The 22807-nt window shown below is 67.6% G+C and carries 11 protein-coding genes and 1 tRNA gene; 5 read left to right on the forward strand and 7 right to left on the reverse strand.

Features of this window, described 5'->3' with window-relative positions; translation table 11 throughout:
* Nucleotides 1-4 precede the first annotated feature (4 nt).
* Nucleotides 5-706, reverse strand: coding sequence for a hypothetical protein (locus tag FHS00_RS06215; protein ID WP_183470922.1), 702 nt, complete (start codon nt 704-706; stop codon nt 5-7).
* A gap of 211 nt (nt 707-917) precedes the next feature.
* Here FHS00_RS06215 and FHS00_RS06220 point away from each other — a divergent pair, with 211 nt between their 5' ends.
* Nucleotides 918-1130 (forward strand): hypothetical protein, encoded by a 213-nt coding sequence (locus FHS00_RS06220; RefSeq protein WP_183471233.1) that lies wholly within the window; start codon nt 918-920, stop codon nt 1128-1130.
* A gap of 170 nt (nt 1131-1300) precedes the next feature.
* Here FHS00_RS06220 and FHS00_RS06225 read toward each other — a convergent pair whose 3' ends face one another.
* The 5 genes from FHS00_RS06225 to aptA form a co-directional block, all read right to left on the reverse strand.
* Nucleotides 1301-2608, reverse strand: coding sequence for a flagellar hook protein FlgE (locus FHS00_RS06225; RefSeq protein WP_183470924.1), 1308 nt, complete (start codon nt 2606-2608; stop codon nt 1301-1303).
* A 448-nt stretch (nt 2609-3056) separates the two neighbouring features.
* Nucleotides 3057-7196, reverse strand: a complete 4140-nt coding sequence (locus FHS00_RS06230; RefSeq protein WP_183470926.1) for a Pls/PosA family non-ribosomal peptide synthetase — start codon at nt 7194-7196, stop codon at nt 3057-3059.
* Complete coding sequence (gene ectB, locus FHS00_RS06235) at nt 7186-8463, reverse strand: diaminobutyrate--2-oxoglutarate transaminase (protein WP_183470928.1); 1278 nt, start codon at nt 8461-8463, stop codon at nt 7186-7188. Before ectB ends, FHS00_RS06230 begins: the two co-directional genes overlap by 11 nt.
* A gap of 565 nt (nt 8464-9028) precedes the next feature.
* Nucleotides 9029-9105 (reverse strand) — tRNA-Arg (locus tag FHS00_RS06240).
* 279 nt (nt 9106-9384) lie between these two features.
* On the reverse strand, nt 9385-10665 hold the full coding sequence (gene aptA, locus FHS00_RS06245) for an omega-aminotransferase AptA (protein ID WP_183471212.1): 1281 nt from the start codon (nt 10663-10665) through the stop codon (nt 9385-9387).
* 324 nt (nt 10666-10989) lie between these two features.
* Here aptA and FHS00_RS06250 point away from each other — a divergent pair, with 324 nt between their 5' ends.
* Together FHS00_RS06250 and FHS00_RS06255 are read left to right on the forward strand one after the other, a co-directional pair.
* Nucleotides 10990-11808, forward strand: coding sequence for an alpha/beta fold hydrolase (locus FHS00_RS06250; RefSeq protein WP_183470930.1), 819 nt, complete (start codon nt 10990-10992; stop codon nt 11806-11808).
* Nucleotides 11809-11946: 138 nt separating this feature from the next.
* The gene (locus FHS00_RS06255) at nt 11947-12123 is read left to right on the forward strand and encodes a CsbD family protein (RefSeq protein WP_183470932.1); all 177 of its coding nucleotides are present in this window, start codon (nt 11947-11949) and stop codon (nt 12121-12123) included.
* 148 nt (nt 12124-12271) lie between these two features.
* Here FHS00_RS06255 and FHS00_RS06260 read toward each other — a convergent pair whose 3' ends face one another.
* Nucleotides 12272-14029, reverse strand: a complete 1758-nt coding sequence (locus FHS00_RS06260) for a purine-cytosine permease family protein (protein WP_183470934.1) — start codon at nt 14027-14029, stop codon at nt 12272-12274.
* 1070 nt (nt 14030-15099) lie between these two features.
* Here FHS00_RS06260 and FHS00_RS06265 point away from each other — a divergent pair.
* On the forward strand, nt 15100-19869 hold the full coding sequence (locus FHS00_RS06265; RefSeq protein WP_183470935.1) for a hypothetical protein: 4770 nt from the start codon (nt 15100-15102) through the stop codon (nt 19867-19869).
* Nucleotides 19866-22724 (forward strand): hypothetical protein, encoded by a 2859-nt coding sequence (locus tag FHS00_RS06270; RefSeq protein ID WP_183470937.1) that lies wholly within the window; start codon nt 19866-19868, stop codon nt 22722-22724. Before FHS00_RS06265 ends, FHS00_RS06270 begins: the two co-directional genes overlap by 4 nt.
* Nucleotides 22725-22807 lie beyond the last annotated feature (83 nt).

Genomic DNA, 22807 nt, shown 5'->3' on the forward strand with positions numbered 1-22807 from the left:
GGGCTCAGATCCCCGAGACCACGTTGAACAGGCTGCGGGTGCCGAAAGTGGTGCCCGACAGCTGACCGAAGCCGATCTCGGCACCGATCGCCAGATAGGTCTCGTCGCCTCCGAAGGCATCGTCCTCGTCCTTGATCCGGCCCAGCTCGCCCCAGATCTCGGGACCGCCGTCGATCTGGTAGCCACCACCCAGCGCGCCGCGCAGCAACTCGCCCTCGCCATCGGCAAAGCCCAGCTCGCCCATGGCAAAGATCGCCGGGGTGAACTCGTAGCGCGCGTTCAGCCCGGCCAGGTTGACCCGACCGATCTCGCCGTCATGACGGGCGAGGTAGCTTTCGGTCTCGATCCCGAGAAGCCAGCCCTTGACCTCGAGGCCGTAGATTTCCGAGTCGCCCTCATCGAAGCCGTCCCGCCCGACGAAGCCGCCCAGCGCCAGCCCGTCGACACCGAGCCAGGGCCCGGACCCGTAGATCGCATGCAGGGTCGCGTTGCTGCCATCCGAGCCAAAGCCCGAAAAGCCGTAGGAGGCGAGGTCGAGCGCCAGCCCGAAGCCCAGTCCGACGTCGAATTGCAGCCCGCCCGAATAGCTGGTGTGGCCGATCTCGCCCGCCTCGAACAGCGCCGAGGTCTCGACCGCGAGCGTGCCGCCCGCAAAGCCCTGCGCTTGCGCGCCCGTCGCGGCCAAGGCCAGCAGCCCCACCGTCATGCCAATAGATCCGTATGCCCGTGTCATCATCTGCCCGTGTCCCGTTGATTGGTCTTAGTGCCATGGTCCGATTTGCTTCTACACCGGTGTGCGGCACCGCCACAGCCCCTTTCGATTCACGACGCGACCTTGTCGAAACATGTGCGCGCTATAGGTCAGGTATAATGGCGCGGTGATCGCATCGCCGCGTGACAGACCAAAGGACCGTCTGATGAACGCCCTCGAATCTACTTTCGCCAAGCTCGAAGACCGCATGAGCCGTGCGGCCGGTCTTATGCCCGAGCGCCCTGCCCCGGCCCCGGTGCCGGAAACCAAGGGGGACGTCACGACCCGCGCCGCCCGCGCGATCCTCGACGCCGAGAACGAGGCCCGCAATGCCAAGATCGCCGCTCTGCGCGCCGCGCGCCTCGAGCGCGAAGACTGAGCAACCCGCGCAGCACCGTCGCGGAAACCGGTGAGCTTCGGCCGTGCCACGCACGCGCAATAGGTACCTTGCCAAAGCCGAGAACCCACAAGGCGGATCGCAAACACAAAGGCCTGCCGGATCGAACCGGCAGGCCTTGTTGTCTTCCGGTCCGGTAACCGGTTTCGCGGTCAGCGCTTCAGTCTGGTCGTCTCGTCGAGCATCTCGTCGACGGTGGTCACGATCTTGGCGTTCGAGGAATAGGCCCGCTGGGTGCTGATCAGGTCGGTGAGTTCCTGAGCCACCTCGACGTTCGAGCTCTCCAGCGCGCCCGCCGTCAACGATCCCGTGGATCCCTCGCCTGCCTGGTTGAGGCTGAACTTGCCCGAGGAGCGGGACAGCAGGAAGGCGTTGCCGTCGGCTTTGAGCAGGCCGTCGGGGTTGGCCACCTCGGCCAGCGGGATGTTGTAGAGCGGCTTGCGGCTTCCATTGTCGAACACGCCATAAACATCGCCGCGCTCGTCGATCTCGGTCCGCACCAGAACCCCGCTCTCGGCGCCGTCGGCGCTGATCTTGAGCGGCGAGTAGTCGCCCGCGAACTGGGTCATGCCGTCATAGGTCCCCGGCGCGCCGATGTTGATCGCGACATTCTGGGGCACCGCGCCGTTGTCGATCGTCAGGGTCGCCACGCCGGTCGCGGGGTCGAAGGCGAAGTTTGCAGGCGCGGCGGCGGTGGAGGTGGCGTTCGAATAGAGCCGCGGCGCCCCTGCCAGCGCGCCGCTGTCATGGAAATCGACCGTGACGCTGCCGTATTGGGTACCATCGGCGCCGTTGAAGCTGAGGGTCCATTGGTTGTCGACCGCGCCGGGCTGCCAGGAGAACTGCATCCGCTGCGCGGCACCCAACGGGCTATAATACTCCGCCGAGCTCAGGAAGGGCTCGCCCGGTGTTGCCAGGCCGGTCTGCTGGGCCGGGATGTTGCCGCTGATCGTCATCTCCGCCGTGGGCGAGCCGGTCTGCGACAGGCTGCCGAGGTTGACGGTCTTGAGATCACCGAACTGGTTGCGGTCGATGTTGCCCAGATTGGCTGTCTGGTCGTAGGGAAAGCCCGCGAGGTAGTAGCCCGCGGCGTTGCGCAGATTGCCGTTCTCGTCGGGCAGGAAGGAGCCCGCGCGAGTGAGCATGAAGTTCGCCTCGTTGGTCTCGTTCGGCTGCTTGGAGACCACGAAGAAGCCCGGCCCGCCGATCGCGAGATCGGTCGCCCGCTCGGTGGCGCGCAGCGCGCCCTCGGTCGAAATCTCAGAGCCCTGCACCGCCCGCACGCCAGAGGGCGCCACCGTACCGTTCTGGCTCAGCGTGCTGGTGGTGACCATCTGCACGAAGCTGCGCCGGTAGCCGTCGGTGTTGGCGTTGGCGATATTCTCCGAAATCCGGCCCACCGCCGTCGAATTCGCCCGCAGACCGCTCACGCCGGTCTGCATGGCGTAGGAAATGCTCATCGGTCTGCCCTTCCGGTAGCTGCCTGCCCGGCCTCGTTAGCGAAAATCGAAGCACTGTACGAGAGCAGTATAAACCTATTCTAAAGTATTGGCCCTGTGGTGCCCTGTTAAATCACCGAATGTGGCAGGGATGTGGCGGAGTCGTCTTTTCCGCCGCCGACGAGACTACTGTCTGATTTTGCTCAAAAACCCGGGGAATACCCGTCTTGACCTCGCGGCGCCCGGACCGGGTAATGCCTCTGCGTTGCCGGGCTGCATCAACCCAATGCCGCTGGCTGGTGGCGCCCCTTGCTCAACGGTCTGACTGCATGAAGCCGAGGGCTAGCAGGCAAGGCCAGTCGAGCCCTCTTGGCCTTGTTCTTCGCATGAACGGCGGCACCCCCGGCCATCGCGAGGCCCGCATGCCTGCCCCTCAGCCTCGAATATCGACTTGGGCGTCGCTGTACCCTCAAGCCGACACGGCATCCGCTGCCACGGAGGAGGCGCGGACGTCCGCGTTTGGGCCACTCATCTCTCGGGTTTCGGCCGAGGCTGCGCGTGCCGGGTTCCCGACCCAGCGGGTCCAATCCTCGACCACCTCTCCCTTGATCAGGAAGCCGCCCGCATCGACCAGCCCCCCGGCGCCCACCCGCGTGTCGTAATGCACCCAGGTCCCAATCCCGATCGTCGCGCCCGCACCGACGAGAACGCTTCCGGATTTGAAGGTGCCGTCCTCGAGGGAGTGGCAATGCAGGACCGACCCGATGTTGAAGGTCGAATAGTCGCCGATCTCGCAAAGCGACTTCTCCGGGGCGTTCATGCCGTCATCGAGAACCCGCCGCCCCACCCGCATGCCCAGCGCGCGCCACAGCAGGGGCTTGAACGGCGTGCCGTTGAGCGACGCGCTCAGGCCGGAAATGCCGAGTTTCCAGTAGCGCTCGTGCCACCAGAAATAGCTGTCGTAGATCGAGCAGTAATTGGGTTCGAGCCGCCGTCCGCGGAGCGCACCCAATTCCCAGGCGATCTGGTAGAGCAGCGTCGCGACGAAGAGGACCGCCATGGTGCAGGCCAGCCCGAAGGGCGACGTCAGGCCCAGATCCACCGTCATCATGTGCCCCAGCACCGCGAAGACCACGAACGCGCCCCACCGCGACAGCAGAAAGAGCCCCATTGACTGGATATTGTGCCGGTTCTTGCGACGCAGCCGTCCGGCCAGCACCGCCGGCGCCTTGTAGCGGTCGAAGCGATGGTCCCGGCGGACCGATCTCGGGATCTCGAAGGCCGGTGAGCCGAGCAGGCCCGTCTCCCGCCGCCAGGGCCCGTGAACCGGGATATGGGTCTTGGTGCCGATCAGCACGTCCCGCCCGGCCCGGGAGCCGGGGAGCACGATGGCGGCGTTGCCGAGGAAGTTCTGCTCGGCGAGGCGGATCCGCTTGAGGCGAAAGCAGCCATTGGCGTATTCGGCATTGGCCAGAACCAGCCCGTCGGAGGCCATCGTCCCGGCACCGACCTCGCAGAGGAACGGCACGTCCTGGCTTTGGCTCATGCCGAAATTGGTGCCGGTGTTGACGACCGTCCCGAACCGGTAGCCGAGCGCCTGAAGCCACGGAACGATATAGCTGCTGTCCCCGAACAACTCGTTGTAGAACTTGTTGTTGGCCGCCCCGGCGAGAATCCGGAACATCAGGTGATGGATGCCGTAAAGCGGGTAGATCCGGTCCTCCTTCAGGAACAGCCATGCCAGCCGGGGCACCAGCAAGGCGCTCAGCGCCGACAGGATCATCCCGACGACGAAGAGCGCCAGCGTGCCGACGAGGATGTAGGGCAGCGCCAGCAGGGTGGACGTCGTATCGGGCAGCGCCACTGGCATCTCCAGCGCCCCCGACACGAAGGCATAGAGCACCGAGAACAGCGCGAGCCCTATCGGCCCGGCCCAAAAGATCATGGTGGCAACCAGATAGAGGCTGTAGAGCCAGCTTCGCAGCACCGTGCGGTGCCGCGACCTGAACGGGCGGAACCCCCGTTCGGCGGGCCTCGCCGGGACGCCGACATAGCTGCCCTCCGGCGGCAGGTCCTGCCCCTCCATCACGGTCGAGACATGGGCGATGTCCGCGCCATTGCCGATCCGTGTTTGGATATCGATCACCGCCCCTTCGCCCACATGAACGTCGCGCCCGATATGCACCGGGCCAAGCCGGATGTGCCCGGAGACCGCTTTGTAGCCGGAAAGAAGGACGCCACGATTGATCACCGTACCGGACCCGATGGTGACGAGATCCGCAGGCACGGGCGGCTTGGAGCGGATCAGCGCGCTCAAGGCCACCTGGGCGCCGAGCAGCCGGAGATGGGCATTGTAGAGCGGCGTGCCGGTCATCAGCGCCAGCGGCGAGGCGCGCGACAGGGTGCGAAGCAGCCAGAACCGGAAATAGGTCAGCCCCCATGCCGGGAACTCCGTCGCCCGCCAGCGACCGACGAGGAGCCATTTCGCCGCCACCGGCAGCGCCGAGAACCCGACAAGCAAGGCGAATGAGACTGCGACGGCGCGCCAGTAGATCCCCGCGATGCCAGCCGCCTCGAAGACGTAGGTAAGCCCCGCCAACGCGAGTTCGAGGCCGAGCCAGGTATAGAGCAGGCCGAACGCGACCTGACCGGCACCGGTGCCCCAATAGGCCAGCGCGCCGGCGCGGTGGATATTGTCCTCGCGCCGCTCGATCGGTGCCGGCGCTTGCAGGGATGCAAGCTGGCCCGCCAGTCCCCGGATCGTCGGGTGGCCGTAGACCTCTCGGATCGACAGCGCCGTGACGCCGAGCTCGGCGCGCGCCCGAGCGGCGAACCGCGCCATCAGCAACGAGTTCGCCCCCATGTCGTCGAAGAAGTGGTCGACGACCGACACCTCTTCCAGCCCGAGAACACTGGCGAGGCAACCCGCGAGGGCGAGTTCTAGCTGGTTGCCGGGCGCGACGCAGCCGCGGCCGCCGATGCGACGGCTGCGCGGCGGCGGCAGCGCCTTTCGATCCGCCTTGTCGCAGACCAGCATCGGGATCTCTTCGAGGCGTTCGAAGTAGCTCGGGATCATGTAGGCCGGCAGCCTTGTCCGCAGCGCCGCGACGATCTCCTCGACGGCGGTGTCGCCGGTGAAATAGGCCACCAGTTCGGTCATGTCAGGCTCTGGCGTGAAGACCTCGACCACCGCCTGGCGGATCCCTTCGATCTGCATGATCGCCGACTCAATCTCCGCCAGTTCGATCCGGTAGCCACGGATCTTCACCTGGGTATCGATCCGGCCGAGACATACGAGTTCGCCGGTCTCGTCGACGCGGCCCAGATCCCCGGTCCGGTACAATCGGCCGAGCGTGGACGAGGCTTGTCCTGGCTTTATCGGCACGAAAGCCGCTTGGGTCAGGCCGGGCCGGTTCAGATAGCCGCGCGCGACACCGATCCCGCCGATCGCGATCTCACCCGTGCCGCCCCGCTCGACGAAGCTGCCGGTATCGGGATCCAGGATGCAGGTCCAGTAGGTCGGAAGAGGCACACCGATGGTCACCAGGCGGCCCGGCTGTAGCTCGGCCACGGTGGCGGTGACGGTCGCCTCCGTCGGCCCGTAGGCGTTGAGGATCCGCCGCTTCTCACTGTGCCAGCGCGACACGAGATCGGCGGGGCAGCTCTCGCCCGACACGATGAGGAGACGCAATTCGGACAGTTCTGGCTCGAGCGTCGCCAAGAGCGTCGGCACGCAGCACAGGGCGGTGATGCGCCGCGCGCCGAGGAACGCTTGCAGGTCCTCCCCCACGAGGCTCGCCCCGGCATCGTTCGGCACCAGCGTTGCCCCTGTGAGCAGCGGCACCCAGACCTCCTCGACCGAAAAATCGAAGGCGAGGGTAAGCCCCTGATAGACCCGGTCGCCCGGCCGATAGCCATAGATCTCGCCCGCCACGCGGACGAAGTTGACGATCATGGAATGATCGATCGGCACGCCCTTGGGGCGCCCCGTGGTGCCGGATGTGTAGATCACGTAGGCGAGCGCATCGGAGGCAATCGATGGCCGGTCGGGGCGGGCGACGTCCTGCCGGGCCAGTTCGTCTCCGAGCATGTCGATGGCGAAGACTGGACCACCTGCGGCCTCGGCCAGACCGGTCCAGGACGCGACCGTCAGGACCGCCTTGATCCCCGCATCCTCGGCGATGAAGGCGATGCGGTCAGCCGGAAATCCGGGGTCGAGCGGTGCGTAGGCCGCACCGATCTTGAGCACCGCCAGCAACCCGACGTAGCTCTCCACCGAGCGGTCGAAGAGCAGGCCCACGACGTCGCCGTCGCCCAGCCCCTGCGACAGCAGGTAACGCGCCAACCGGTTCGCCAGCCGGTCGAGCGCGCCATAGGTGATGATGCGGCACTGAGTTTCGACCGCGACCGACGCAGGCATGCGGTCGGCCATACGTTCGAACAGGTGGTGCAGACGCTCGCCCCGGCGCCAGCGGGGCCGGTCGTCATGGCCTGAGCGCAGCACGAAACGAGCCTTGCCGGCCGCGGCGGCGGGCGCACCATTGGAGCCCTCGGCAGCCAAGTCCGGCTCAACGCGCAGCCGCGCGACGATGTCGCCATCAGGCGACATTCCGGCAGCTTTGGCCAGAGGTCACGTCGACCGCTTCGGCTAGGATCCCCAGGCCTTCGTCGAGCTGCGCGAGTGGTGTCGTCAGCGGCGCGAAGACCTTCAGCACCTCGTCGCGTGGCCCCGCCCTCTCGATGATGAGACCGCGTTCATAAGCGGCGCCGCAGATCGCCGCCGCCCGTTCGGCGTCGACGCAGAGCAGCCCCTGCATCATGCCGATCCCCTTCTGCCCCGCGAATACCCCGGGGTGATCCTCCGCGATCCCTGCGAGGGCCTCATGGACCCGCTTGGCCTTCCGGGCGATCTCAAGTTCGAAGGTGTCGTCGCGCCAGAACAGATCGAGCGCGGCCCGGGCGGTGACGAAGGCGAGGTTGTTGCCCCGGAAGGTGCCGTTATGCTCGCCCGGCTCCCACTGATCGAGATCCCGGCGGATCAGCACGATCGACATCGGCAGCCCGGAACCCGATAGGGATTTCGAAAGGGTGACGATGTCGGGCACGATGCCGGACCGCTCGAAGGAGAAGAAGCCGCCGGACCGCCCGCAACCGGCCTGGATGTCGTCGACGATCAGCAGAACCCCATGGGCGCGGCAGACGCGTGACAGGTTGCGCAGCCAGTCTGCCCGCGCAACGTTGAGCCCCCCTTCGCCCTGGACGCATTCGACGATCACGGCGGCAGGCCAATCGAAGCCCGATGAGGGATCGCAGAGCAGCGCCTCGAAATAGGCCGTCGTGTCGACATCGGGCCCGAGATACCCGTCATAGGGCAACAGCGCCCCACCCGGCAGCGGCAGACCCGCCCCCCGCCGATGCGCGGCATTGCCGGTCGCCGCGAGCGCGCCGAGCGTCATGCCGTGGAACCCGTTGGTAAAGGCGGCGATTGTGGTGCGACCGGTCACCTTCCTTGCGATCTTCATCGCCGCCTCGACGGCGTTGGTGCCGGTCGGGCCGGTGAACTGCACGACATGATCGAGCCCGCAGCGCGACATCGCGGTTTCCGCGAAGGTGGAGAGAAACGCCGCCTTGGCCTCGGTGTGCAAATCGAGGCTCATGGCGATGCCGTCCTTCGAGATGTACTCGACCAGCGCGGCGGTCAGGGCCGGATGGTTGTGGCCGTAATTCAGCGCCCCGGCCCCCGCCAGGAAGTCCAGGCGGCGCACGCCCTCCACGTCCCAGATTTCGCTGCCACTGGCTTTCGAGAAGAGGGCGGGAAACGATCGACAATAGGAGGCGACCGAAGACTCCATTTCGTTGAAAATCGAGTTCTCCATAACACCTCACAGGATAAAAACGGCACAAGTCATCCGCCCGATTTTCGGCAAGCCGGGGTGCAGGAAAACTCAAACGCATTTCTGCGCTGCCCAGAGGGAATGCCCCGAATGATTATTCAGAGCCGACAAGATCTCAATGATATCAGAAGCTCGTAGCGCCGCAATCAGACGAACTATTTAGCAACCGATCTATTGATCGAAGCTATCAAACGTGCCGCCTGCCCAAAACGGCATTCGGAGTTCCAGTATCACGAAGATCGAGCGGCCGACTGCCCCAATTTTAATCAATTCAGTCGATCCCTTAGACCGTACACCGCGAATACTTTCTCATTTCGTCAGCTTCGAGTTGAATATCGGAAGGGAGATATCAGCATTCGAATTCGCTGCCTTTAAGAAATTGCCCGGAAAATTCCCGGCAAGGTCTCGGCCCTGACCACTTCGCAAGACCGCCATCCGAAGAACCTGTCTCTGCACTGGCGGCGCCAGAAGCGGCCTGCTCTCCGGACATGCCCCTAATCACCGGGACCCGGAAGCTGCGGCAAGCGCTTGGAAGCAAATCGGATTGTGGCGATCCCACGAGGACTCGAACCCCGAACCTGCTGATTAGAAGTCAGCTGCTCTATCCAGTTGAGCTATGGGACCGCGACGGCCCGGGCCCGATGGAATCGGGCTGGGGCATCGGCCGGGACGATTCGTCCAAGCTTGCGCGAAGATGCAAAAACCGTCCCCCGCCTTCAAGGCGATATTGCCTCCGCCGGGTCCTGTCCAACCTAACGACAAGTCCAACCGCGCGGTCCTCTTCCTTCAACGGCGGTAGAGCCCCCTTCTCGTCCGCCTTGCCAGCGAGCGCCATCAGCGCCGAGCCCAGACGACGCGGCGATCCGGGGGCGCGGCCATCGAAGCCGCCCGAACCGCCTCGCTTCAATCGAGCCGGTCGAGGATGTCGGCCAGCCGGTCGAACAGCCCGTCGACCTGCGCCTCGGTGATGATGAAGGGCGGCGACAGCGCGATGATGTCACCCGTCACGCGGATCATCAGCCCCTCCTCCCAAGCCAGCTTCATCGCCTGCCAGCCTCGCGCACCCGGTGCGCCGGGACGGCTTTCCAGCTCGATCGCGCCGACAAGGCCGAGATTGCGGATATCGGCGACATGCGGCCGTCCCCGCAACTCGTGCAGCGCGTTCTCCCATTTCGGCGCCAACGCCTCGACACGGGCGAACATCTCGTTCGCGCGGTAGCTCTCGAGCGTTGCCAGCGCCGCGGCCACCGCCAGCGGATGCGCCGAGTAGGTATAGCCGTGGAACAGCTCGATCGGGGTGTCGGCGCGCTCCATCGCGGAGGCGTAGATCTCGCGGCTGACCGCCACCGCGCCCATCGGCACCACGCCGTTGGTCAGCCCCTTGGCGGTCGCGATGATGTCGGGCGTCACGCCGAAATACTCGGCCGCCGTCATCTTGCCCAGACGGCCATAGCCGGTGATCACCTCGTCGAAGATGAGCAGGATGCCGTGCCGGTCGCAGATCTCGCGCAGCCGCGCGAGATATCCCTTCGGCGGCAGCAGCACGCCGGTCGATCCTGCCATCGGCTCGACGATGACGGCGGCGATGGTCGAAGGGTCGTGCAGCGCGCAGAGCCTTTCCAGATCCTCGGCCAGCTCCACCCCGTGCTCGGGGCAGCCGCGCGAGAAGGCGTTGCGCGCCGGGTCATGAGTGTGCCGCAGGTGGTCGACGCCGTTGAGCAGCGTGCCGAAATGCCGGCGGTTGTTCACGATGCCACCCACCGAGATGCCGCCGAAACCGGTGCCGTGGTAGCCCCGCTCACGGCCGATCAGCCGGGTCCGCGCCCCGTCACCGCGCATGCGGTGGTAGTGCAGCGCGATCTTGAGCGCGGTGTCGACCGACTCCGAGCCGGAGTTGGTATAGAAGACATGGTCGAGCCCCTCGGGGAACAGGCCCGCGAGCCGGGTCGACAATTCGAAGGCCTGCGGCGTGCCGAAGTTGAAATGCGGGGCATAGTCGAGCGTGGCGACTTGCCGTTGCACCGCTTCGACGATCAGCGGATCGTTGTGGCCGGCATTGACGCACCACAGCCCCGCGGTGGCGTCGAGGATCTGCCGCCCGTCATCACTGGTGTAATACATGCCGTCGGCCGCCACGATCAGCCGCGGATCGGCGGCAAAGTCGCGGTTCGGCGTGAACGGCATCCAGAAGCTGGAGGCGTCGTTGATCTTGGCGTGTCGGCTCACGGCTGGCCTCCCTCTGGCGATGCTGGGCCCAGTTTGCACCGCGCGCGCCTACGGACAATCCCGCATCTGCGCACGCGATGCACTTGTGTGGCCGGGCCCGCCGCTGGAAACGTCCTTTCAACATTTCAACCCCCGCCCCCGATAGTCGACACGCTCCGTGCATACGGCTTGACCGGAACAGCACGGGACGCGGCCGGTTGATCCAACGGACCGGGGCCGACATCCGGTGGGTCGAGAAGCCCCTCGGCCCCGGCGCTCCGGTTGTGGGAGGGAGGACCGTTTATGACCCGTGGCAACGCGGCCCAGCCGTCGGAGACGAGAAACTTCGTTACGCCGACGGGCGTCGCCCTCTCCTACGAGCAGGACGGATCCGGCCCGCCGCTCGTTCTGGTTCATGGCTCGTTCAGCGATCATCGCTCGAACTGGTTTCGCACGCGGCCCAAGCTGGCCCGGCACTTTACCGTCTACGCCTTCGCGCGCCGCGGGCGGGGCGACAGCACGGCGACCGAGGGTCACAGCGTCGAGGACGAGGCCGAGGATGTCGCGGCCCTGATCGACCATATCGGCACACCGGTCCACCTGCTCGGGCATTCCTATGGCGCGCAGGTCGCGCTCGCGGCGGCGGCGCGGCGACCGCGGGCTGTCGCCAAGCTGATCCTCTACGAGCCACCCCGCCCCGAGGGACCCCAGCCGATCGTACTCGAGCGGATGCGTGAGGCCGCGGATAGGCAGGACTGGCTCGGCGTGGCGAAGGCCTTCTACGAGGGTGTCTTCGAACTGCCCCGCGACATCATGCAGAGCCTGATGGCCGCCAGCGACTGGAAGCAGGTGGTCGACGACGCCCGCGCCTCGCTGCAGGACGTCATGGCGCTGAGCCGCTACGACTTCGATGCCGACCGCTTTGCGGGGCTCGAGATCCCGGTGCTGCTGTTGACCGGCTCCGAGACCCCGCCCGAGATGTTCGTCACCGACGCGCTGGCCGAAGTCCTGCCGGACGTGCGGCGCGCTCAGTTCGAAGGAGAGGGCCATGAGGCGATGAACACCGCGCCGGACAGGTTTCTGGAGGCGGTGGTAGGCTTCCTTGAGGCAGAAACAGGCTAGGCCATGGCCGCCTCGGCACGTTCTGGCCGACAGCGGGAGACCCATCGAACGGTGTCCCCCGCTCATGCGTTTATCCCGCAAGCAGGCACGAGGCGCGTCCGGCGCCCGTGCTGCGATCCCGCATCGGAGGAAGACGAGATGAGCGAGCATGATGACAAGGCCAAAGGCGCGATGAACAAGGCCGCCGGCGCCGCCAAGGACAAGCTCGGCGACGCGACCGGCGACAAGGACCTGCAGAACGAAGGCAAGGCCCAGAAGCTCAAGGGTCATGGCCAGGACATGAAGGGCGAGGCCAAGCGCGCCCTCAAGGACTGAGACCACCCCAGATGGCAAAAGCGAAGGCCGCCCGATGGGCGGCCTTCTCATGTCGGGATTGTCCCGGCAGCAGTCGGAGCTGCCCATTGGTATCAAGGAGCCCGTCGCGAGGCGGCCGTAAGGGGTCGGGGACCGCGCGATTGCCGCCTCACTCGGCCGGGCACTCCACCGCCGCAGCCATCCGCCGGGGCGCTTTCGACCGTTGCAGATCCCACCAGGCAAAGGTGAAGTAGATCCCGGTGCACCAGATCGTCAGGCTGTAGAAGAGCTCCCGGTTCGCATAATAGGCATCAAGGTCCGGGCTGTTGAACAGCACCCGCCAAGCCAGCGCCGCGGGGATAAGGAGCCCGACCACGATCCAGACCGCACGGATGAGCTTGGTCAGGACGGTGCTGTCCTTTGCCGGCTCGATCGCCTCGCGCGCCGCCAGCTCCTGATGGTGCTCCTTCACCGCCTGATCGAAAGCCGCGAGCCTGTCCTCGGCCTCCGGCCACTCCTTATCCGCCCCGGCGCGCTTGGCCAGCCAGCTGTAGAGCAGGATCGACAGGATCCAGGTCGGCACGAAGAGGTAATAGAAGGGAAAAAGGTCGATCAAATTCAGGCCGAAGCCGAAGACCAGTGCCGCCGCCCAGGTGGCGATCGCCGGGACGTTCTGATGCGCTCCACGCAGCTTGTGCCAGTAGGTCTTCATCCCCATCCGCGGGAACAGGTGCTGCTCGGCGAAGACGATGCCGCCGACCGGCACCAGCAGCAGGCCGGCATAGGTCAGGAGCGGCAGGAAGCTGCGATAGATGATCGGGAAGCAACTGCCCACCACCACAACGGCCCCGACGATCAACGTCACCTTGGTGCGCGAGGTGTTCGGAAACACCGCCTGTGCGGCGAGGCCCGCTCGATAGAGGTTGGAGTTCGCCGTGGTCCACCCCGCCACGATGACGATGACGAAGCCGCTGGCGCCGAGCGCGAGATAGGCCACGTCGCCCGGCGAGACGACGGCGATCGAGGTCTGCATGAAGGCCGCGGTGGCCGCGCCCATCAGCGCCGCGGAGATCCATGCGACGTAGTGGCCGAACATCATGCCGGTCGCCGTACACAAGCCGTAGCGGGTCTTGCGGGCATAGCGCAGCAGCGCCATGTCGATCAGCCCGAAATGGGCGAAGGTGTTGGCGGCCCACGCGAAACCGATGACCTCCCAGATGCCGATCCCGGGCTCGCCCGCGGCATTGGTGCCGGTGAACACCGTCGCGCCCGCGAGATCCACGAAGGCCCGGAAGCTGTCGAGTGTGGTCTGGCCGGTCAGCGACTCGTTCAGCGCCGGAAGCAGGACCATCCCGCCCGCGGTGAACATCACCATCAGCCAGGGCGCACAGATCGAGGCGAACTCGCTGAGCACGTTGAAGCCGTAATAGGCCACGAGCACGGCGATAACGCTGGCCGAGGCGGCGATCAGCACGAATGCCGGACTCGTCGGATAGGGCATCAGCTGTGGCGGCACCCCGAACAGCACCCGCAACGCGGTGGCCGAGACTGTGATCATCGCTGCCGATATAACGACGAAGATCAGCACGTTCGCGCCATTGTAGAGCCGCGAGAACAGCTCGCCCATGTTCTGTTCGAGATAGGTGTAGAGGCTCAGCCGGGTCTTCACGGCGATCGGCGCGGTGATCAGCCAGAAGCTCAGCACCGCGAGCATGTTGCCGATCAGCAGGCCGATCAGGATGTCGTGGATCGTGGCGCCGAGCGCCACGAAGGCCGCGCCGATCACGAATTCAGTCGCCGCCACATGTTCCGCTGCGTAAAGGCCGAGGAAGTGCCCCGGCCCGTGCAGTCGGTGCCGCGGCACCGGTAGCTGTTCGTCGTCCATCCCCGCAATGGCGTGGCGCAGCTCGCCTGTAGTCTCAGCCATGTCACCCGTTCTTTTCTTCTCGACCCGCTAATTTCGGCGCCTTCTAGCGGCTGGACAGCACATGCACCAGCGGTTGTGGCAGGGTTCGAAGCCCCTTGTTTAAAAGGAAGGCAATTGCCCAAATCCTATGCATGTCGTTGGGGCAAGCCGGCGCAGCCGAGAAGCGATGCGTGCCGCTTTCGTTTTCCCCGCCTCGGTGATGCCATGTAGTGGCCTTGTCGGCTTCCGGGCCGCTGCCCCCGTCGCGCCCGCAAGAGGTTGCCCCAACGTCGGGCTGGGTGCCTGCTCGTCCTCCAGGCTGGCCATTTGGGGCTTATTGCCTTGTAGGCGCAACTCCCCCTCAAGTTGTAGATCACAAAGGCACCGGCCGGGTGCCAGACTTCTAGCCTTTCAGTCCGATGCCATCTCAAGCGCCGCGCTGAAGTTCGGCCGGATCAGGAACTTGCAGGCCGGCAGCAAAGCTAAACCGTTCCTGCTACCCGATACCGAACCTGTGGCTCGGCACTTGGCACCCCTCGGGCCATCGACGCACCGGCCCCGCCGGCAATCTGCGCTATTGCGCAGGAAAGGAGGCCGACGCGCCCTGCTTCCAAAAAGCCCGGGCACCTAACACCCGGCGGCGATCTGGGCAGCTGCGGGAATCACCCTTCGGGGCCTGCCGTCACCGCCGCGCGAACGAAGGATAAAACCTGGCTATCCTTGGCCAAACCCAAGGCAAATGTGGCAGTTCTGGGGCAATACTAAAGAATAGGCAGGTGCCTGTTATTGTGACGTCACGAAACGAGCAACGCTCATGTTTTTGGCTCCCCACTATCCTTGACCTCCCCTGACCGGGACGACCTTATCGGTTCATGGCTGCTGAAAGTGGTCCTCCGGAGCTCGACAGGGCTCCGCAACTCTCTCGCGCGGCGGGTCGATCTTTCGGCCTCCCGGCCTTCAGGACAGGCGGAAAGGTCCAGATGAGAATTCCCTCCCTCGAATAGGGGCAAAACGCGCCCCCTGCCGCCGCCCTCCCTTCACAGCCCCACGACCCTCACCCCCGGCGCGCGCGCCGCAGGAGACCTATTGCCATGGCCCAACCACATCGCCCCAATCGCCCCGCCATGGGCCGGACCCGCAAATCCTTCGGTATTGCCGCGATCCTTCTGGCCTTCTGGGTGCCCGGGGCGATGGCTCAGAAGGCGCAAATCGTCTCCGTGCCCTTTCCGGAGGGTTTCATCGGCGATGTCGGGACCAGCAAGAACAAGACCGACAACATCAAGAACTTCTCGACGCTCGACGTGGACGTCGCCTATTTCCGGCAGGTCTCGGACACGGGGATCTATACCGCGCAGGGCAACGACATCCCCGGCGTGATGCGGATCATCACCACGTCAGGCGAGGTGATCGACGTCGAAGGTGCGATCAACTGGCGCGAGACGGCAAAAAATCAGTTACACCATTTCGGCTTCATCCCCTCCCCGGGCTCGCCCTCCTACACGCTGACCTATAGCGGTGGCACTTACGTACTGCGCTCGGAAACCGATACCGACAAAGGCAGCAACTACGGCCTGCGCACGGTCGGCTCGGACCTGGTCCACGCTGACGGCGCCGATGTCAGCGGCAACGCGGCGAACGGCCTGCTCGACGACCTCAACGCCTATCTGCAGGATGTCCGGGCCAACTCCGCCAAGATCACCGCTCCGGACAGCAGCACTGGCAACGTCTACGAGGCCACTCTGGCCGACAACGAGCAGGCACTGGGAACCTGGACCGCCGATCGTGACGTCGCATGGGCCATCGTCGGCGGCGCCGACGAGAGCAAGTTCTCGATCGACCGAGCGGGCGCCCTTCGCCTTCTGGTCCCGCAGACCGCTGCCAGCCCGAACGACGCAAATGGCGACAGCACCTATGAAGTGGTGATCCAGGCCACCGACGCGCAGAACTACGCCAGCACCCAGACGATCTATGCCACCGTCGGCAGCACCGAAACCACCGCTCCGGTCCTGACCGGCCCGGACGGCCAGAATGGTGCCACCGCCACGGTCGCCATCGCCGAGAACACCACCGCCGTCGCCGCCTACACCGCCGACGAGAGCGTCACCTGGACGCTGACCGGCGCCGACGCCGCCAAGTTCGCGATCGCCGCCGACGGCCGCCTTGCCTTCCGCGACGCGCCCGACTTCGAGGCCAATGGCAGCGCGGCCGGCGACAACGCCTATAAGGTCACCGTCGTCGGCACCGACGCGGCCGGCAACGCCGCCCGACAGGAGCTCACTGTCAACGTCGGTGATGTCGACGAGGCGGCCCCGGTGCTGACCGGCCCGGACAGCCAGACCGGCGCCACCGCCACGGTCACCGTCGCCGAGAACAGCACCGCCGTCGGCACCTATGCCGCCGACGAGAGCGTCACCTGGACGCTGACCGGCGCCGACGCCGCCAAGTTCGCGATCGGCACCGACGGCAGCCTCGCCTTCAAAGCCGCGCCCGACTTCGAGGCCAATGGCAGCGCGGCCGGCGACAACGCCTATAAGGTCACCGTCGTCGGCACCGACGCGGCCGGCAACGCCGCCCGACAGGAGCTCACTGTCAACGTCGGTGATGTCGACGAGGCGGCCCCGGTGCTGACCGGCCCGGACAGCCAGACCGGCGCCACCGCCACGGTCACCGTCGCCGAGAACAGCACCGCCGTCGGCACCTATGCCGCCGACGAGAGCGTCACCTGGACGCTGACCGGCGCCGACGCCGCCAAGTTCGCGATCGGCACCGACGGCAGCCTCGCCTTCAAAGCCGCGCCGGACTTCGAGGCCAGGGCCAGCGCCGCCGGCGACAACGCCTACAAACTCACCGTGACCGGCACCGACGCCGCCGGCAACGAAAGCCGCCAGGACCTCACTGTCAACGTCGGTGATGTCGACGAGGCGGCCCCGGTGCTGACCGGCCCGGACGGCCAGACCGGCGCTACCGCCACGGTCACCATTGCCGAGAACAGCACCGCCGTCGCCGCCTATGCCGCCGACGAAAGCGTCAGCTGGACGCTGACCGGCGCCGACGCCGCGAAGTTCGCGATCGGCACCGATGGCAGCCTCGCCTTCAAGGCCGCCCCGGACTTCGAGGCCATTGGCAGCGCCGCCGGCGACAACGCCTACAAACTCACCGTGACCGGCACCGATGCCGCCGGCAACGAAAGCCGCCAGGACCTCACCGTCAATGTCGGCGATGTGCATGAGACGTTGGCTCTTGCGGCGGGCGGTCCGGTTTCGCTGCGCGCGGATGGGCGGGACGGCGCGAGCGGGCTGGACGGCCTGCTGCAGGCGGCGCGGATCGACGGGCGGGCCGCGCGGAGCGGTGAACTGCGCTTTGCGCTGCGCGACGGCGCGGCGACGGCGAATGGCCGTATCACGCTTGATGCTCAAGGTTTGGTCACAGTTGCAGCCGGGACGCCGGCAGGGCGCTACCCCCTGCCCTACCGCTTCTGCGAGGTGGCCGATTCCGACAACTGCACCGATGGCACGGCCGAGATCGTGATCGCGGCAGCGCGGCTGACGCTCACCGACGACGCCCCCGCTGCACCGCTCCAGGGACGTGATGGCGGCAAGGTCGCGGCCGTTCTCGCCAACGACCGGATCGGTGGCGCCCCCGCCAAGGCCGAGGACCTGAAGCTGAGCCTGGTCGCCTCGCCGCTGAAGGGGCTGAGCCTCGACGCGGTCGGCGTGCTTCGCCTGGCGGCCGGGACGGCGGCCGGCGATTACGCGGTCACCTATCGCGCCTGCGAAGCGCTGAACCCTGGCAACTGCGCCCAGGCGGTGGTCCGCTTTGCCGTCGCAGCGGCCGAGGTCACCGCCGGCAGCGATGATTTCAGCGACCGGCCGATCTATGGCGTGTCGGGCGGGCGCACCGCCTCGGTGATCGGCAATGACCGCTTCGGCGGCGCGCCGGCTGTTGCCTCCGACGCGGTGTTCTCGATCACCGACGATGCCGGCCTCCCCGGTCTCGGCATCGACGCCGAGGGGCGGATCACCGTGCCGCGCTTTTCCGAGCCGGGGCTATATGATGTCGGCTACGGTGTGTGCGAGGCCCTCAACCCGGCGAACTGCATCGAGGGACGGGCGCGGATCCGCATCGCGCCGATCGCCAGCGTCGCCGGGACGGTGTTCGACGATATCGACCATGACGGCCGCTTCGATCCCGGCCGGGATCGCGGCGTCGGCGCGGGCTACCGCGTGAGAGTGGTTGATGCCGAGGGTAGCCCGCAGCCGATCTTCGATGCCGATGGGGAGGCGGTCGAGTTCGTCACCACCGACGCGGACGGAAGCTACAAGCTCTTCGTCGACTCCGGTTCGGGCTACCGCGTGGTGATGAACAACCCCGCGGGCGATCCACTCGGCGGCTTCGGCATCGGCGATCTCGAACCGGGTGAGGCGCTCGAGCAGCAGAACCTGGCGATCGACCCCTCGGGCGTGATCTACGACTCGGTCACCCGGGCACCGATTGCCGGTGTCACGGTGCGGCTGGTCGACACCGCCGGCGCACCGCTGCCGCGCCGCTGCCTCGTCGACCCGGCACAGCAGGCGCAGGTCACCGGCGCGGACGGCTTCTACCGCTTCGACCTCGTGCCCGACGCGGCGCCGCAATGCCCGATCACCGAGACCGAGTACCGGATCACCATGGACCTGCCCGGCGGCTTTCATGCCGGCGCCTCGACGCGGATTCCCGCGGCCTCGGAGGCGCCTTTCGACGCCACCGCCTGCGCCGGCGACCCGATCCCGGGCGGCGATTGCGAGATCAGCGCCTCGGTCAACCCGCCGGCGGCGGGTGAGGCGGCACGCTATTTCATGAGCTTCCTGCTCGAGCCCGGCGATCCGAACGTGGTCAACAACCACATCGCCGTCGATGCCGCTCTGGGGGACCCGGCGCTCGACTTCGCGGCGCTGTCGGAAGAGGCCACGCGCGGCACGGCGCTGCCGTTCCGGATCGTGGCGCGTGAGGTCGAATACGACCGGATCGACGTCGAGGACCTGTTGCCGGAAGGCTTCGTCTACAGCGCGGGATCGGCACGGGTGAACAGCCGGGCGCAGGAGCCCGAGATCGACGGGCGGCTGTTGCGCTTCGCCGGGCTGACCCCGGATGCCGATGGCGAGATCGTGATCACCCTCTCGATCGTCGCGGCGGGCGGGATCGGCGACGGCCGCCACGTTTCCATGGCGGTGCTGCGCGACCCCGATGACGGCACCGTCCTCGCCCGCGCCGAGGCCGCCCTCATCCTCGTGCCCGAACGGGTGTTCGACTGCGCCGATGTCGTCGGCCGGGTGTTCGAGGATCGCGACGGCGACGGCCGTGCCGATGCGGACGAGCCGGGCCTCGGCGGCATGGTGCTGCGCGCGCCGGGCGGCGAGACGGTGCTCACCGACGCGCATGGTCGCTTCTCGGTGCCCTGCGCGATGCTGCCCCGGGCCGGGATCGGTTCGAACATGCAGCTCAAGCTCGACGAGCGCGCCCTGCCCGAGGGCTGGATCCCCAGCACTCCGAACCCGCAGGTTACCCGGCTGACCCGGGGCAAGATGGCGCGGATGGATTTCGGCGTGCAGCCGGGCCGCAAGGCAGTGCTGCAGCTGACCGACGCCGCCTTCGGCCCGGACGGGCAGCTGCGCCCCGAATGGCAGGACGGCATGCGCGAGCTGATCGCCGCGCTGGCCGAAGGGCCGACCCGGCTCGGGCTGGTCTATCTCGACCCGGCCCGGACCGAGATCGCCCGCGCCCGCCTCGACGCCATCTCCGACGCCATTTCGCGTCACCACGCCAGCGGCGCGAGCCGCCAGCCGCTGGTCCTCGAAACCCTGATCCGTGGAGACGCCCGGTGACCCGCAACAACTTTCTCGCCGCCACCGCGCTCGGAGTCACCCTCGCCGTCAGCGGCCAGTCACTGGCGGCCCGCGCCGATGGATCCGCCTTCGTGATCGAGGGGCTGCCGGCCGTGCCCGGCGCGGCGGCCGAGGCTACCGCCCCCGACGCCTTCGCCTTCGAGATCCGCGCCCCTGGCCGTCCCTCGGCCCGCCCCGCGCTGCGGCCTGTGACGCTCGATCCCGAGGCGTCGTCCCCTGCCCTCGTCGAGGCTGCGTCCCTCCCCGTGCCGGAGCCCGTCGCCCCGGCCGGGCCGCGACTCGCTGGCTTGGGCGCGGTGGCGCCCGAGGCGCAGGCGGCGCGGCCGCTCTGGACCCGGACCGGCATGCTGGATCTGACCTTCGGGCGCGATCTCGACGAGGGAACCGGCTGGAGCGAAGGCCGGGCCGCCTTCTTTGCCCAGGGACCGGTCGGAGATGGCTGGACGCTGACCGCCTCGGCCGACAGTGGCGGGCGGCCGCTCGACGAGTTGCTCGACGGGCTGACCGGCACCGAGCGGCGCGACGCGCTGGCCCGGCTGCACGCCGCACCGGGTGCGCCCGATTTCGGCGATGGCAGCGCGCTGCTGCATCCCGGCGGCCGCGACGGCCGGCTGTTCGCCAGGATTGCCCGCGACGACAGCCACCTGACCTTCGGCCAGTCCCGCGTCAGCCTTGCCGATGGCGACCTGATCCGGGCCGAGCGCAGCATCTACGGGCTGAGCGGCCGCCATGCGACCGAGACCGGCAGCGTCGAGGGTTTCGCCTCGCGCGAGGATGCGCTGCCCGAGACCGACCTGTTCGACGCCACCGGTGGCGCTTCCTATCGCCTCGCACATCGAGACGTGCTGCCCGGCACGGTGCAGCTCAGCGTCGAGCGGCGCGACGAGACCGGCCGGCTGATCGAGCGGCGGCAGCTGGTCGAAGGGCTCGACTACAGCGTCAACCACGCCCAGGGCCACGTGCTGCTCGGCCGGCCGCTGATGGGCCAGGTCGGCCGCGCGCTGTTCTCGGATGAAAGCGACGAGATCACCCTGCGCGCCGATTACGCCCGCCCGGCCGACGGCATCGACGATCTCTCGACCGGGCTGCGGGCGCGCCAGGAGATCGGCGGCGGGCTGAGCGTCGGGGCGACCGCGCTCGACGAGGAGACCGGCGATGCGCGGATGCGTGTGGCCGGGGTCGATGCCACGCTCGAGGCGGCGCCGGGTCTGCGCCTCACGGCCGAGTTGGCGCGCTCGGAAGGGTCGGGCCGCGCCTTCAACCGCTCCTCCGATGGCGGGCTGAGCTTTTCGACGGAGGCGTCCGGCGCGCCGGGCACCGAAGCCACCGCCTGGTCGCTCGGCGCCGAGGCCGATCTCGCCCCGCTGGCCGGGACCGAGGGCACGGCCAGTGCCTGGGTTGAGCGGCGTGAAGCCGGCTTCGCAGGAACCGGCGCCGCCGAGCCCGAGACGCTCACCCGTGCCGGGGCGGAGGTCGAGGTCGCGGTGACGGAGGCCACGCGGCTCGGCTTCGGCGCCGAGAGCGTCGAGCGCGGCACAGAGCGCCGCCGCGAACTGCGGCTCGATCTGGCGCAGCGCATCGATCCGGCCACCGAGCTGCGCCTTGGCCTCGAACGCGAGACGCTGTCGGGCGGCGGCCAAAATGGCACGCGCAGCGACGCCGCGCTGAGGGTTGAGCGCCGCATGGGTGGCGCGACCGCCCATCTCTTCGCCGAGGGAACGCTGGCGGCCGAGGGGGATCTCGACCGCTATCACCGCTACGGGGCGGGCCTGTCGGGCGCGCTCACCGACCGGCTCAGCGCCGAGGCGGAGCTGGGCTTCGGCAGCGCCGGCACCGGGCTCGAGGCCGGACTGAGCTATGCTCGCGACGACGGCGAGGTCTATCTGCGCCACCGCGTCGTCGGCGATGCGACCGACGATATCGCGGGCCACGGGCTGGTGCTGGGCCAGCGCCGCGACATAGGCGACGACTGGTCGATCTTTGCCGAGCAGGACCTGCTGCTCGGCGGGGCCGGCGACGGCCACGGTCAGAGCTACGGGCTGACCTGGGCGCCGGACGGGTTCAGCCTCGATCTCGCCGCCACCATCGACGCCGAGACCGAGGGCCGCACCCGCCGCACGCTGAGCTTCGGCGCCGCGGTCGAGCGCCCGCACGGGGCGGCCCGTGCCCGGATCGAGCTGCACGAGATCGACGTGCCCGGCGAGAACGGCGACGGCGTGCTGATCGCGGCGCGCAGTCGGCAGCTGACCGACGATCTCGGCGGCACGCTGCGCGCCCGGGTGGAATACGCGCATGAACGCCGCGCTGGCCAGGCCGACGGCGAATATGCCGAGGCCGGGCTGTCCTACGCGCTGCGGCCGGTCATGGATGATGATCTCATCGTGGTCCTGTCGTATGACATGCGCGCCGATCTCGATCGCGGCGCGGTCGGCGCCGCCGACAGCGGCACGCCGCTGCAGCGCAGCCATGTCGTCTCGGCCGATCTCGACTACCGGCTCGGCCGCGACCTCTCGGTCGGCGCGAAATACGGCGTCCGGCTGGGCGAGTTGGCGACCGACCGGGCGCAGCCGGACTGGCAGGATTCCACGGCGCATGTCTTCGTGCTGCGCGGCGAGTGGAGCTTCGCCGAGAACTGGGACCTGCTGCTGGAGTACCGCGCGCTCTACCAGCCTGAAACCGAGGCCCTCGACCACGGCGTGCTCGCGGCGCCCTATTACCGGATCAGCGACAACGCCCGGATCGGCGCGGGCTACGATTTCGGCAGCTTCTCGAGCGATCTGACCGATCTCGACCACAGCCGCGGCGCGTTCGTGAACGCCATCTGGAGCTTCTGATGGACTCGCCCACCCCCGCCGTCGCGGGGGTAGGCATCTGCATGAGCGACGGTCCGCGAATGGTGGGCCGTCGCAACAGGGCC

The sequence above is a fragment of the Limimaricola variabilis genome (assembly GCF_014195545.1).
GTDB lineage: Bacteria > Pseudomonadota > Alphaproteobacteria > Rhodobacterales > Rhodobacteraceae > Limimaricola > Limimaricola variabilis.

Coding starts and splice junctions, on each gene's coding strand:
- FHS00_RS06215 (WP_183470922.1), bottom strand. CDS start 706: ATGACGGTGGGGCTGCTGGCCTTGGCCGCGACGGGCGCGCAAGCGCAG.
- FHS00_RS06220 (WP_183471233.1), top strand. CDS start 918: ATGAACGCCCTCGAATCTACTTTCGCCAAGCTCGAAGACCGCATGAGC.
- FHS00_RS06225 (WP_183470924.1), bottom strand. CDS start 2,608: ATGAGCATTTCCTACGCCATGCAGACCGGCGTGAGCGGTCTGCGGGCG.
- FHS00_RS06230 (WP_183470926.1), bottom strand. CDS start 7,196: ATGTCGCCTGATGGCGACATCGTCGCGCGGCTGCGCGTTGAGCCGGAC.
- ectB (WP_183470928.1), bottom strand. CDS start 8,463: ATGGAGAACTCGATTTTCAACGAAATGGAGTCTTCGGTCGCCTCCTAT.
- aptA (WP_183471212.1), bottom strand. CDS start 10,665: ATGCCGTTCACGCCGAACCGCGACTTTGCCGCCGATCCGCGGCTGATC.
- FHS00_RS06250 (WP_183470930.1), top strand. CDS start 10,990: ATGACCCGTGGCAACGCGGCCCAGCCGTCGGAGACGAGAAACTTCGTT.
- FHS00_RS06255 (WP_183470932.1), top strand. CDS start 11,947: ATGAGCGAGCATGATGACAAGGCCAAAGGCGCGATGAACAAGGCCGCC.
- FHS00_RS06260 (WP_183470934.1), bottom strand. CDS start 14,029: ATGGCTGAGACTACAGGCGAGCTGCGCCACGCCATTGCGGGGATGGAC.
- FHS00_RS06265 (WP_183470935.1), top strand. CDS start 15,100: ATGGCCCAACCACATCGCCCCAATCGCCCCGCCATGGGCCGGACCCGC.